This is a genomic window from Actinomadura terrae (assembly GCF_022751215.1).
Classification (GTDB): domain Bacteria; phylum Actinomycetota; class Actinomycetes; order Streptosporangiales; family Streptosporangiaceae; genus Spirillospora; species Spirillospora terrae.
Genome location: NZ_JAICDG010000002.1, coordinates 913,528 through 926,546, shown reverse-complemented (window position 1 = coordinate 926,546; position 13,019 = coordinate 913,528). Strand labels below are relative to the sequence as shown.

The 13,019-nt window shown below is 74.0% G+C and carries 8 protein-coding genes and 1 pseudogene; 1 reads left to right on the top strand and 8 read right to left on the bottom strand.

Going from position 1 to position 13,019, the window contains the following annotated elements:
* Positions 1 to 263 precede the first annotated feature (263 nt).
* A complete protein-coding gene (locus tag K2F47_RS14300; RefSeq protein ID WP_242903338.1) occupies positions 264 to 1,442 on the top strand; it encodes an acyltransferase family protein in 1,179 nt (392 codons plus the stop codon).
* A gap of 991 nt (positions 1,443 to 2,433) precedes the next feature.
* Here K2F47_RS14300 and K2F47_RS41910 read toward each other — a convergent pair.
* From K2F47_RS41910 to K2F47_RS14265, 8 genes and pseudogenes are all read right to left on the bottom strand, one after another.
* Positions 2,434 to 5,508 (bottom strand): annotated as a pseudogene (locus K2F47_RS41910) (alpha-(1->3)-arabinofuranosyltransferase domain-containing protein); the annotation flags it as partial.
* A gap of 10 nt (positions 5,509 to 5,518) precedes the next feature.
* A complete protein-coding gene (locus K2F47_RS14290) occupies positions 5,519 to 6,880 on the bottom strand; it encodes a glycosyltransferase family 4 protein (RefSeq protein ID WP_242903337.1) in 1,362 nt (453 codons plus the stop codon).
* Entirely contained in the window at positions 6,877 to 7,725 is an 849-nt protein-coding gene (locus K2F47_RS14285; protein ID WP_242903336.1) for a glycosyltransferase, read from the bottom strand. The genes K2F47_RS14290 and K2F47_RS14285 overlap by 4 nt, the downstream gene beginning before the upstream one ends.
* A 13-nt stretch (positions 7,726 to 7,738) precedes the next feature.
* Positions 7,739 to 7,873: a hypothetical protein gene (locus tag K2F47_RS40660; protein ID WP_272496907.1), complete on the bottom strand. Its 135-nt coding sequence runs from the start codon at positions 7,871 to 7,873 to the stop codon at positions 7,739 to 7,741.
* A complete protein-coding gene (locus K2F47_RS14280) occupies positions 7,870 to 9,690 on the bottom strand; it encodes an MmpA family trehalose lipid delivery protein (protein WP_242903335.1) in 1,821 nt (606 codons plus the stop codon). Before K2F47_RS14280 ends, K2F47_RS40660 begins: the two co-directional genes overlap by 4 nt.
* A 41-nt stretch (positions 9,691 to 9,731) precedes the next feature.
* The gene (locus K2F47_RS14275; RefSeq protein ID WP_242903334.1) at positions 9,732 to 11,228 is read right to left on the bottom strand and encodes a flagellar basal body-associated FliL family protein; all 1,497 of its coding nucleotides are present in this window, start codon (positions 11,226 to 11,228) and stop codon (positions 9,732 to 9,734) included.
* Between the two features lie 66 nt (positions 11,229 to 11,294).
* Positions 11,295 to 12,104: an EI24 domain-containing protein gene (locus K2F47_RS14270; RefSeq protein WP_242903333.1), complete on the bottom strand. Its 810-nt coding sequence runs from the start codon at positions 12,102 to 12,104 to the stop codon at positions 11,295 to 11,297.
* Between the two features lie 23 nt (positions 12,105 to 12,127).
* Positions 12,128 to 12,997 carry an SDR family NAD(P)-dependent oxidoreductase gene (locus K2F47_RS14265; protein WP_242903332.1) on the bottom strand — a complete coding sequence of 290 codons (870 nt, stop codon included), beginning with the start codon at positions 12,995 to 12,997 and terminating at the stop codon, positions 12,128 to 12,130.
* Positions 12,998 to 13,019 lie beyond the last annotated feature (22 nt).

Here is a 13,019-nt window from a genome sequence, read left to right as displayed (position 1 = left end):
GGGACGCCGCCGCCGGGCACCGCGTCCGGCGGCAGCGGGTACGTTACCGCTCTGCTGTCCGGTCAGGTCGGCATGCAGTGCGCTGTTCGGCGGGGAATCGGGCGGCTAGGGTCCGGCGTACGTCCACGCCCAGAGTCTGCGTGAGGTTCCCCAATGGCATCGGCGTCCCAGCGGTATCGAGCGGCGTCGGCGCGTGAGCGGGGCGCCGGGTTATGAAGGCGGGGGCGCCGCCCGTATCGGGGCATCAGAACACGCTGGACGGTTTGCGGGCGGTCGCGGCGCTGGCCGTCCTGGTGTTCCATGTGGCGAGTTCCGCGGGGGCGCTCCTGAATCCGGCCGGGGCGAGTTGGCTCTACAACGGCGGGCAGATCGGGGTTCCGATCTTCTTCACGCTGTCCGGGCTGCTGCTCTACCGGCCCTGGGCCGCCGCCACGCTGGGCGGTTCCGCGCCTAGGGTGGGCCGGTATTTCCGTAAGCGTGCGCTGCGAATTCTGCCCGCCTATTGGGCCCTGGTCGTCGTGTACATGGTCACGGCCGGGCGCGGGCATATCGGCGATCCCGTTACCTGGGGCGCGCTGCTGACGTTAACGCAGACCTATCTCCCGCACCACTGGTGGAACGGCGACCTCGGCCCCGCGCATCTCGGGCAGGCGTGGAGCCTCGCGGTCGAGGTCGCCTGGTACCTGTTCCTGCCGCCCACGGCTGCGCTTCTCGGCTGGTACGCGCGGCGCGAAACGACAGGCGACATCGGCGTGCGGGCCAGGCGGCTGCTGTGCGGGATCGGCGGTTACGCGGCGCTGTCGGTGCCCTTCACCGCCGTCGTGTTCCAATCTGGCACGCATTCACAAATGGGGCTGTGGCTCCCCCGGTACTTCGCGTGGTTCGCGATCGGGATGGCGCTCGCGGTGGTCACGGTGTGGGCGCGGCTGGACGAGCGGCGCCCGGTGGCCGCGCTCTGCCGCGCCGTCGCGGACTCGTGGATCGCCTGCTGGACGGCGGCCGCGATGCTGTACGTCATCGCCTCCACTCCCGCGACCGGGCCCATCACCTTCCTGACGCCCGACGTGTTCTGGACGTCGCTGCTCGACCTGGTCCTCAGCGGGCTCTGCGCCGCCGCGCTGGTCGCGCCGGTCGCGCTGGCGCCGCCCGGGCATCCGGGGCTGGAGGCGGTGCTCGGCAACCCGGTCGCGCGGTTCCTCGGCCGGATCTCCTACGGCTTGTTCCTGTGGCAGATGCTGATCATTGTGAGCTGGTACGAGTGGACGGGCCGGCTGTTCCGGGGGGAGGTGGCCACGGACCTGCCGCTGCTGGCGGCGGCGTCCGTCGCGGCGGCGACGCTGAGCCTCCACCTGGTGGAGGAGCCGCTGCGGCGGCTGGGGCTGCGCCGCTCGCCGCGTCGTGATCGGGGTCGGGAGCGGGAGGCCCCGGCGCCGTCCAGTTGAGCTCGATCCGGCCGCCGGACGGGCGGGGCCGCCACAGTTCGGCGGCGACGCGTCCGACGACGGCGACGCCGAGCAGCTGCGGCGCGACGTCGCCGAGCAGGCCCGACGGCGAGCCGGGGTTGCCGAGCCGGTCCAGCCAAGACCCGGCGGCGAGGCAGGCCGTCCCGGCGAGCATGGGGACGGCGATCACCCACGGTGAGGCCAGAAGGCAGGCGGGGCGGGAGCGGCGGGTGCGGGCCCAGCCGCATGCGGCGGCGGACGCGGCGGCGACGGCGAGCCCGGCCGGTCCGGCGATCCAGCAGCCGAGGGCGGCGGCGAGCCCGACCGCGGCCCACGCGGGCCAGCCCGTCCCGGCGGCACCGGCGGCCGAGCCGCGCCGCGCACCCGGCCATACCGCGACCAGCAGCAACAGGGCGAGCATGCCCAGGCCGACGGCGATCGCGGCGCGCTGCGGACGGTCCGGCCCGTAGGTCAGCTGGACGGCGCCCTTCGTCCCGGCGGGCACCAGCCAGCCCTGTTTCCATCCGTCCAGCCGGACCGGTCGCAGTTCCGTGCCGCCGATCCTCGCCCGCCATCCGGCGTTGAAGTTCTCGTTGACGGCGAGGAACGAGCGTTCGGCGGCGTCGACGTCGACCGTGCGGGAGCCGGATCCCCAGTCCCGCACCGTGACCGGACGCGGCGCGGCGGCGTCCGGAACCGCGCCGCCCACGGTGACGGTCTCCACGCGGAAGGGGCCGAGCGGCGCGACCGCCAGCCGGTTCGGCCCCGCCGCCAGGCGCGGCTGCCCGCAGGCGGTGAACCGCAGCGGACGGCCCGCCAGCAGGTCACCGAGCCTGCCGGTCGCCTTTGTCTCCACGGCCGAGCCGCCGAGCTTCAACTCCGGCCCGGAACCGCACGGCAGCGTGAGCGGAGACGCGGCGACATCGCCGAGCGGCCGCACGCCCGGCACGGACAGGTCGGTGATCTGCACCGGCTGGAGGCGCCGGTCTCTACGGAACGTGAGCGTGAGGCGGTCGGTGGTCAGGGGCGCGAACGTCAGTCTGCCCGACGCGTCCGACAGAACGTCGCGCGTCTCGCCGCGCCCGCCCTCGACCCGCACCCGGACCGGCCCCGACGCCCCCGGCGGACGTGTGACCGTCACCGCCGAGACCCGCCTGCGCCCCTGCCACCGGACGGTCAGCTCCGGCGCCCGGTCGCGCTCGCCGGAGATCCAGGCCGTGGCGGGATCGCCGTCGAAGGCCGATCGCGCCTGGTCGGCGGGGTGAGTGGAGAGGGCCGAACTCGCGGTGACGGCCGTCCGGCCCTTGGGCGCCGTGTACCGGTCGATGAGGCGCTGGTCGGTGAGCACGGCCGTCCCGGTGAGCGGCGCGGGGCGGGACGCGGCGGAGACGAACGTCCGGTCGAAGCCCGATCCCTCCTCGTCACCCGCGAGCAGGGACGGCGAGCACACCCACCGCAGGCTGCCCTTCATGCAGGCGGACGCGGCGTCCGGCGCCCGGCCCATCACGTAGGCGGCGGCCCCGGCGGGCGCGGGCAGCGTGAACGAGCGGGTCGGTTCCACGCCGCCGATCGACAGCTCGGAGACACCGGCGCTGGTGAGCGCGGGGGCAACGGCAGGAAACGCGAGCCCGGTGATCCGCAACCGGAGCCAGCGCGTCGGCCCGTCCGGAACACGAAGCGACCGGCCGCTGACGGCCTGCTCCACCGCGCCGCGCTCGGTCTCGACCGCGACCCGCGCGACCGGCGGCCCGGAACCGACGAACGCGGCCGACAGCGATCCGACCTCGCGGGGGCCGTCGAAGTCGACGCGGAGCCACTGCCCGAGCGGGCCGTTCCAGCCGCCGGTCCGCCAGGCCGTGGCCGGGTCGCCGTCGAGCGCCGCGAACGGGACCGATCCCGGCTCGCGGGCCTGCGGGATCACGTTGTCACCGCCGAGCGAGCTGGACGCCGTGACGTCGCGAACGCCGCCGCCGTAAGTGACGTGAGTGGTGTAGCGGTCCCAGCCGGTATCCAGCACGTCGGTCGCGTAGCCGTCCTGCGCCCCCTGCGCCACGGACAGCGTCGGCGACGACTGGTGCAACTCGCCGTAAGCGCGGCGCGACAACCGGGGCGAGTCGGTTACTACCGGGGTGCCGCGCAGGTCGGACGCGTCGTCGTTCATCAGCACGGGCCCACGCGGCAGCGCGCCGTCATCCGCCATCGTCAGCAGCGACTCCGGCCCGCCGAACACCCGCACCGGACGGGACGCGCCCGCCAACGTCACGATGCCGGGCGAAGCGACCTCGTAGACCTCCAGCGCCGGACGCGGCTGGTCCACGGCCGACACCGCGTCATCGACCAGGTCCCCGCCCACCGGCCCGCCGAACGCGGCGGCACGCCGCAGGCCGGGCGAGCCGTCCAACGCCTGGTGCAGCCGTGACGGGACGGCACCGCGCAACGTCTCGCGCCGCAGGTCATTGCGGAGCAGGACGTACCGAACGCCCATCCGCCCCAGGAATGTGGCCAGCCCCGGGGAAGGCCGCCCTGTCCGGGTCTGGCGGTCGATCGCGTCCAGCACGCGCGTATACCCGGGCGAACCGACCGGGACGAGTTGCCGCACGCCCCACCGCGCGTCCAGGAGCGGCTGCATGATGTCGTCCATCGGACGGCCCCACAGGTACTCCCCGAACGGTGTGCCCGGGAGGGCCAGTACGCCCTGGTGTCCGGCGCGCGCGTTCAGCCAGGACGCCGCGTCCCGCCAGTAACGGGGAACCTCCTTGAAGTCGCCCGGCCCGGCCAGCCCGTGCGAGAGCGCCGTCAGCCCGATTCCGCCGAGCGCGACGAACGCCGCCGCCGGGGCGCTCACCCAACCCCGCCCCCACGCGACGCGAGGAAACCGCAGGGCCGCGAGCCCGAGCGCCAACGGCAGCCGGACGACCGCGTCGAACTTGTGCAGGTTGCGCAGCGGGCCGAGCGGGCCGTCCAGCAGATCGCGTGTCGAAGCCGCCAGCGGCCCCGGCACGTCGCTGACATGACCGGCCGACAGGATCGCGACCCCGGCCAGCAGGACGAGCAACAGGAACGTCCGCTCGGGCAGCGGCCGCACCAGCAGGCCCGCGAGGCCGAGCGCCGCGAGCGCGCCCGTGCACAGGATCGGCAGCGGGTCCATCGAGAGCCCGTGCCCGACCGGCCACCAGACCTGCCCGTCCACGACCAGGTAGTTGACCCAGCGTTCGGCGCCGCGCAGCACGTTGACCAGGCCCGTCGGCCCGGTCGTCGTGGACGCCCGCTCGGTGTAGGGCAGCCACGAGAACCCGTACCGGCCGGTGAGCAGCAGCGGGACCAGCCACCACGCGCTCGCCACCGCGACCGCGCCCGACCACCACGCGAGCAGGCGCGGACGAAACGAACCACGCGGCCGTGTCACCACGTAAAGAAAAGGGAAGACCAGGACGGCGACGGTCGCGGTCGCGTTGATCCCGCCGCAGCACGCGACCGCCAGCCCCGACCGGGCGGCGGCGCGGACCCGTCCGCACTCGCCGGACGCCGCCGCGACCAGCGGCAGCACGATCCACGGCAGCATCGCGACCGGCAGGTACTCCGAGGAGATCTGGCCGAGCGTCGCCAGCCCGTTCGGCGCGAGCGTGTAGGTGAGCGCGGCGAGAAGGCGCGTCGTCGGGGTGCCGAGGCCGAGCCGTTCCGCGAGGCGCCGGACGCCGGTGAACGCCAGGCACATCAGCAGCGCCAGCCACAACCGCTGGGTGATCCACGGCGGCAGCCCGGCCAGGTCGCCGAGCGCGGAGAACGGGCCCATCGGGAACAGGTAGCCGACCGCCTGGTTCTGGAGCTGGCCGAACTGCTCGGGATCCCAGGGATGCAGCGCGCGGCCGAGGAAGCCGAGCGGGTCCAGCGCCATGTCGATCTTGGTGTCGGCGAGGACCGCGCCGGGACGGGTACCGAACGCCAGCGCCGCCAGTCCGAGGCAGCACGCGACGACGCGGATGCGCTCGCGCAACCGTTCCGCCAGGCCGTCGTCCACGGCCCGCGTCGTCTCCGCGCGGGCCGGGCTCGCCTCTCTTACCGCCATCTCGCCCCTCCTACGAGCGGCCCGGCCGCTCGCGTGACGCGGCGGGGTCGGCGGGGCGGCCCAGGAGGCGTTCGGACGGGGTCGCGGGCCGGAGCGTCCGGTACGGAAGGGCGACCAGCTCGTCGCGCACCGGGCCCTCCACCACCCTCGGGTGCTCGTCACCGTACCGGTGGACGACGTGCGCCCGGTCGTCCTTCGTCGAGGACGAACCCCTGCGCACGGCGGCGGCCAGCAGCGCCGCCATCCGGTCGGTGGTCCGCGACCAGGCGAACTCCGCCGCCCAGGCCCGGCACGCCTCGGCGACCTCCTTCCGCCGGGACGGGTCGTCCAGTTCCTTGAGGGCGCGTTCGACGGCCTCGTCCGTCCGCTCGTGCGGGCCGGCGAGCCAGCCGGTGACGCCGTCGCGGACGGCGTCGCGGAGCCCGTCCACGTCGCGGGCGACGGTCGGGACGCCGAGCGCGGCGGCCTCGATCACGCTGAGCCCCCAGCCCTCCCCCTCCGACGTGCTGAGATGCAGGTCGGCGCGGGCGACCAGGGCGGCCTTGGCGTCCTCGGCGACATAGCCATGGACGATCACCGTGCCGCCGAGGCCGCGCCGCGCGATCTCGGCGGTGAGCGCGGGACGCTCCGGGCCGTCCCCGACGACATGGACGCGGAGCCCGGGACGGCTCTCCGCGATCCGCGAGGCAAGGTCGAGTAACAGGTCGAGCCGCTTGTGCGGGACGAGCCGCGTCACGCAGACCAGTTCCGTCCCACCGCACCCCGGCGCGACCGGAAAAGACCGATGCTCACGGGGATTTCCGTTGGGAACCACGTACACGGGCCCCGTCCAGGCCAACCTCTCCCGGACGGCCCGCAGCGTCGACGGTGAAACGACCACGTACGCATGCCGCCGGTACGTCCAGCGGCTCACCGGGCCCTCCAGCGCCCGTCCGAGCCACGCGAGCCATGCGCGCCAGGACCGGAAGTACACGCTGAACTGCGCGTCGTGCACGTGGTGGATCACGCATAAGACGGGGACGCGGCGGGGCAGCACCCACGGCGTGAAGAACGGGATGCCGTTCTGGCAGTCGACGACCGCGTCGAAAGAGCGGCGCCGGGCCAGCATCCACAGGAGAACGAGGGGATAGACGGTGAACCGTCCCCCGAGTCGGACGAGTTCCACGTCCTCGACCCGTTCCCTGCGATGCCGGCCCGGCGCCCGACATGTCAGATACCTGACATGGGCCCCGCGACCGGCGAGACCGCGCGCTACCTGCCATGCATAGCGCTCGGCCCCGCCGGCCGCGGGATGCCACGGATCGCGCCAGTTGACGACCGCCAGCCGCAGACCCGCGACCGAGGTGTCACCGGGATGCGAGCGGGCTCTCATCCCGGTCCGGCGCCCGAGGTGGAGGGCAGCCCGCCGTCGGGCAGGACGAGTCCCTCCGCGAGGTCCGGATCCGCCCGCTCGGGGACGGCCGCGCGAGGTGGCCTCGGGACAGGCCGCCTAGCGGGTCGCCTGGCGCGCGAGCGGATGCGGGCCAGTTCGAACACGCATTGCAACGAGTGCCGCCGCACCGAGAACGTCGATCCCGGACGGTCACGCCAGACCACCGGAATGTCGGTCACGGTGACGCCGCGCCGCACGCAGTGCGCGAGCAGCTCGACGTCGAAGGAGAATCCCGCGGTTCGCAGGTCGGCCGCGGCGGCGCGGCCGAGCGGGCCCGAGAAGAACTTGAACCCGCATTGGGTGTCGGGGATGCCGCCCGCGAGATCGCGGACGACGCGGTTGAAGGTGAGGGCGCCGAGCCGCCGCGCGGGCAGCTTGTAACCCTCGGCGACCGACCGGCCGTGCCGCCGGGAGCCCACGACGACCGGGTGGCCCTGCCGGAGCAGGGTGAGCACGGCGTCGAGTGCGGCGAGGTCGGTGGCCATATCGGCGTCCATGTACCCGATGTACGGGGCGGACGTGGCCAGCAGGCCGGTGCGGACGGCGGCTCCTTTGCCGCGCCGCTCACAGCGGAGCAGCCGGACGGGAACCGGTCCGCGCCAGGACCGGACGAACTCTGCCGTCCCGTCCGTGCTGGCGTTGTCCACGACGACGATCTGCGCGCTCGCCGGGAGCGTGGCGAGCTTGTCACTGAGCAGGCCCAGCCCCGCCGGAAGCCGGACGGCTTCGTTGTAGGCGGGGATGACGATCTCCAGCGGGGCGGGGCTGTCGTGCCGCGTCCCCATCAGGACGGGTCGGTCAGCGCGAGCCGTAGTCGTACGCCGGCTGGACGACCGAGTCCTTCTGGGAGGCGCCGGCGAGCTGGACCGCACCGATGGAGGCGCCGCCGGCCAGCAGGATTCCGGCCAGAGCGGCAATGGCGATACGCATCATTCTGCCCTTCTAGGAGGGTGGCGGGGGGTGATGCTCGTGCTGTTGCCAAGCAGAGGAAGGCCCAGGCTATTCGCCGCTGTCAGGCATGACCAGAGGACCAATACCCCCACGATGACCCATACCGTCACAACAGACACCACCGAAACCCGCGCCTCGCGCATGTGAACCGTCCCGTCGACCCGGTACACGGCCAGGTCAGCGCTACGGAGTACGGGGGTCGCGCCGCGTATACGACTTGTGAATATTTCAGTATCAAATACGACATACCGGACGCCTTGAACACGCAGTGCGTCCGCCGTGAGGGGCCCGGACGCGATGATCCGTCCGAGCCGGACCGCCCGAGGATCTTCCGGCCGCACCGTCGTCGCGTCGCCCGTCGCGTCGCCTGTCGCGTCGCCTGTCGCGTCGCCTGTCGCGTCGCCTGTCGCGTCGCCTGTCGCGTCGCCCGCGCGCCGCACGGTGACGGCGTCGTTCACGATGACGCGGCGGTGCAGGTAACGCGGTAACGGGTCGAGGACGCGTCGGCCGTGGTTCCAGGGATAGCTCCGGTAGGCCGCCCACGGCAGTACCAGCACGTCCCCGGGGGTCCGGTCGGCCTCGATGATCTGCCGGGCGCGGGCCCAGTCCGCCGGGTAGTGGACGGCGCGCAGATCGCCCGCCGCGCCCCACGCCAGCGTCGGCAGCAGGATCAGCGGCGCGAGCACGGCCCCGGCCGGGACCAGCGGCAACCGCAGCTCGGCGGCGCGGTCGGCGGCGATCCCGAGCCCGACCGCGACGACCACGGCCAGCGGCGCGACGTACTGCTGGCCGTCGCGCAGCACCGCGAACCCCGGCCACAGGTCGATCATCGCTTCGAGGACGGGCGCCGCCACCGCCCCGAGCGCCGCGACGGCGAACCCGACGAGCCCGGCCGCCGCGATCCCCCGCGAGACGCCCTGCGCCTCGGTGTTGCGCCGCAGGGCGGTCGCGTAAACGGCGAGAGCGGTGAGCACGAGAAGCAACCAGAACGTGGCCATGACCGGGTTGCCGTATCCGTCCGGGACGGTCTCGGCGTTCCAGACGCCGCCGAGCGAGAGCAGGCTGCCCAGCGTCCCGAACGGCGTGTCGGCACGGGCCGCGAACGTCTCGACGGCGCCGCCGTCCTCGGGCATCCCGGCGGGACGCAGCAGCCCGGGCACCAGCCACGGCAGGCTCAGCACGCCCACCGCCGCGACCACCCGCAGCCCCGCGCGCGCCCGGCCCGTGACCAGCGCTGCGGTGAGGGCCGCGATCCCGGAGACGGTCAGCGCCGCGAAACCGCCGATCGCCGCCGGTATCAGCGCCCGGACGAGGCGCCGCCCGCCGCCTGATTCGTTGACCCCGGTGGCCGCCGTCAGCACCCACGGCAGCGCCGCGTAACCGAGCAGCAGCGCCCACTGGCCGAGCAGCAGCCGTTCCGCGACGAACGGGTTCCACGTGTAGCAGACCCCGGCGGCCAGGCGCGGTAACAGCCGTTCCGACGGGACGAGCGACGCCGCCGACGCGCACGCCATCACGAAGACCGCCAGCAGCACGAGCTTCTGCGCCGCTTCCGCCGGGACCACCGTCGCGAGCGCGGTGCCGAACGCGTCGCTCGGGACGTGCCGCGGCACCGTCCCCGTCAGCCCGAACGTCATCGGCGTGAACGCCGGATCGGGCACGAACACCATGTCGTACGACAGGACGAAACCGGGCGCGAGCCCCGGCCCGAGGACCACGAGCCCGAGCCCCAGCCCGGTCAGCGCGGCCACCAGATGCCGCGTCCGGCCGGTCACGCGGAACGCCCGTCCATAGCGCATAGCGCTAGGACGCTACCCGACCGGAGCGGCGCGGTCGGCCGTCAGGCGACGACCTTCGTTTGAGCGAAGAACTGCTGGAGGTCCGGCCAGACCTGCTTGCTGGTGTTCGGCAGCGACGCGAGCACCACGGCCGGTGTCGGACGGCCCGTGTCGATCACCGCGGTCGCGACGATCTCGCCGGTCGCCTTGACGCCGCTGCGCTTGTAGGTGAGGTAGGACGCGACCAGCCAGCCCCGGTGCCCGTCGACCGTCAGCGCCTGCGAGGCCAGCGGCGTCGTGCGGTGCGGGAAGCCGTAGTACTGCTCCTCGAACTGCTTGGCCGCCTGCCCCGCGACGCTCTTCACGTTCCCCGGGCCCTGGTACTCGCCCTGCAACGCCGGGGGCAGCACGTTGGTGAGGAACTGCCCGTAACCGACCCGCCGGCCGCGCCGCTCGGACACCATCACCTGCTGACCCGACCAGCCGGGCGTGCCCACCTTGGCCCGCTTGCCCGGCACCTGCCACGGCGGGCCCAGCCGGGGCCACGCCAGGCCGGCGCGCGCGTCGGTCACCCGTCCGAGCACGCGGCTCGGACGTCCGGAGAACGTGCGGAGCCGCTTGTCGGGCGGCATCTTCACCTGCGTGTTCTGGGGCTGCGGCTGCGGTTCCTGCCGCGCCGCCGGCGGATGGCTCTTCTTGCCCTGCGGCTTCGCCTTCTCCTCGTCGCCGCCCTTCAGCAGGTAGAGCCCGCCCGCCGCGACCAGCGCGACGACCAGCAGGCCCACACCGCCGAACAGCGCGATCCGGCCCTTGCCGCCGCCGTCCAGCTCGTCGCGCGCGGGCGCGGGCGAGCCGCCGAGCTTGGCGTCGGCGGCGGCCTCGTCCGCCATCCAGTCCGGCATCTGCCAGTTGCCGCTGCTCGGCTTGCCCGGACGCGCCGGACCGCCCACCCCCGTGGGGACCGCCGTCTGGTAGCGCGGGTCGCCCCCCTCGCCGTCCTCGAACAGGGACCCCTCCCACTGCTGGGCGGACTCCTCCGGGACCGGCGCGACCTTCACGTCCTCGGCCTCACCGGGCGCAGGCGGCTCGGGCTGGCCGGGCTGGCCGGGCTGGCTAGGCGGGGCGGCGGGTGCCGCGAACTCGGGCGGCGCAGGCGGGAACGTCATCGGCTCGGGCGCGGGCGGTGCGGGTGGCGCGGGCTCCGGCTGCGGCGTCAGCTCCGGCAGGACGGCCTCGGGCAACTCCGGCTCGGGCGCGGCGGGAGCAGGCGCCGGGGGCGGCGCGGGCGGGCCCTCGACCTTCCCCCAGACGTCGTGCGGAACCGGCCCGGGCTGCTGGGCGGGTGCGGGCTGCCGGGCGGGCGCGGCCGGGTCGACCGGCTCGGAGAACTCGGTGCGGCCCGCGGGCGGGGGCACCCGCACCTCGGGCACCTTGGCCTCGGGGAAGGCCATCCGCGGGACGTCGGTCTCCGCCCCTGCCTGCGAGTCCTTCGGCTCGCCGCCGGTATCGCCCTCATCTGCCTCGGTCCAGCGCACGCCGCGCTCCCCCTGATCGGACATGCGGCACACGTTACGCGAAGATCATCCTTTCCGTCCGGACGACCAATCACGCTCCGGACACAATGCCTAGCCCGCGACGAGTCCCCCCGAACCGGCCGGAACCGCCTCCGCGAGCCGCTCCCGCGCGAGCAGCGTGCCGCCCGCGACCGCGCCCGGCATGGCCAGCACCGCGCCGAACGGTATGAGGAACACCACGAACGTCGCGACACCGAAGCCGAGCGCGAGCGGACGGTTCCGCTTCAGCAGCGCGAACCGCTCCCGGCGCCGCAGCCCCCGCCGCTCCAGCGCGACCGACGTCAGCTCGCCCGCCAGGAAGTAGCCCGACACCAGCGCCGCGACCACCGGGACGACCGTCTGCCCCACCACCGGCAGGAACCCGCACGCGAAGAACACGACCGCGAACACCAGCGCCACGGACGCGAGCGCCACCGCGTCCACGATCTCCCGCCCGATCCTGGCGAGCAGCGACGCCTCGTCCAGGTCCGGCGGGGCGCCGCCCTCCGACTCCTCCACCCGCTCCGAGATCGCCTCGTAGAAGGGGTCGCCGACCAGCAGCGTCATGGCGGTGAACGTGATGACCGCGAGGAACACCGACACCCCGAAGATCGCGATCCCGGCGACGACCCGGGCGGACGAGCGCGCGCCGTCCGACCAGCCGTCGGCGAAGGGCGTCACCCACCCGGCGAGGTCGTCCAGGTGGAGCGCGAGCATGGCCAGCGCCGTCCCGTACACGGCGAGGACGATCAGCGCGGGGATCAGGCCGAACAGCCACTGCGCGGGATGCCGGGCGGTCCACGCGATGCCGCGCGCCAGGTATCCGGCGCCCTCGAACAGGTCCTTGAGGGCCGACGGCCGGGGAGGATCCACGTCGTTCACACGGGCCACGCTATCGGGCTGCGTTAACTCGCGGGGAGCCCCACAAGGCGCGCGGAACGCTCCCAGACCGCCCGTCCCAGTTCCGGGTCCTTCAACGCGCCGGTGACCGGAAGCATCCCCGCGCCGGGCGCCGAACTGTAGAACCCGCCGCTGCGGCCCTCGAACTCGGCGTCGGCCGCGAGCCGCAGCGCCATCCGCGCGCCCTGCTCCGGAGTCCGCAGGACGGGCGTCCGCGCCAGCAGCGACCCCAGCCGCTCGGTGCCCCGCACGTCCCGGCCCAGCCCGGTCGCGACGACGCCGGGGCACACCGCGTTCACCGCGACGCCGCTGCCCTCCATCCGCCGCGCCAGCTCCTGCGCGAACAGGATGTTGAGCAGCTTCGTCCGTCCGTACACGCGGAAGGACCCGGCCTTCCCGTAGGTCCCGGGCTCCGCCATCCGCTCCACGTCGAGCCGTCCCGCGCCGCGATGCGCCTCCGACGCCAGCACGACCACCCGCGACGGCGCCGCCCGCTCCAGCAGCCCGAGCAGCAGGTTCGTGAGCAGGAACGGTCCCAGATGGTTGGTCGCGACCATGCGGTCATAGCCGTCGGCGCTGACCTTGGCGCGGACCAGGTGCGCGCCCGCGTTGTTGACCAGCACGTCCAGGCGGTCGAACCGCTCCTCCAGCGACGCGGCGACCCGGCGGACGTCCTGCTGCACCGACAGGTCGCCGATGAACGCCTCGACCCGCGCCCCCGGAACGTCCTCCGCGAACTCCTCGACCGTCGTCCGCGCCCGCATCTCGCTCCGGCACACGATCCCCACCAGGAATCCGCGCCGCGCCAGGCCCCGCGCGATCTCCTTCCCGATCCCGGACGTCCCGCCGGTCACGATCGCGATCCCGCTCTGCATCCCCCCACCCCACCACCGCCCG

Bases quoted from the DNA above. Each gene is read 5' to 3' on its own strand.
- K2F47_RS14290 (WP_242903337.1), bottom strand. From the start codon at position 6,880: ATGAGAGCCCGCTCGCATCCCGGTGACACCTCGGTCGCGGGTCTGCGG.
- K2F47_RS14285 (WP_242903336.1), bottom strand. From the start codon at position 7,725: ATGGGGACGCGGCACGACAGCCCCGCCCCGCTGGAGATCGTCATCCCC.
- K2F47_RS40660 (WP_272496907.1), bottom strand. From the start codon at position 7,873: ATGATGCGTATCGCCATTGCCGCTCTGGCCGGAATCCTGCTGGCCGGC.
- K2F47_RS14280 (WP_242903335.1), bottom strand. From the start codon at position 9,690: ATGCGCTATGGACGGGCGTTCCGCGTGACCGGCCGGACGCGGCATCTG.
- K2F47_RS14275 (WP_242903334.1), bottom strand. From the start codon at position 11,228: ATGTCCGATCAGGGGGAGCGCGGCGTGCGCTGGACCGAGGCAGATGAG.
- K2F47_RS14265 (WP_242903332.1), bottom strand. From the start codon at position 12,997: ATGCAGAGCGGGATCGCGATCGTGACCGGCGGGACGTCCGGGATCGGG.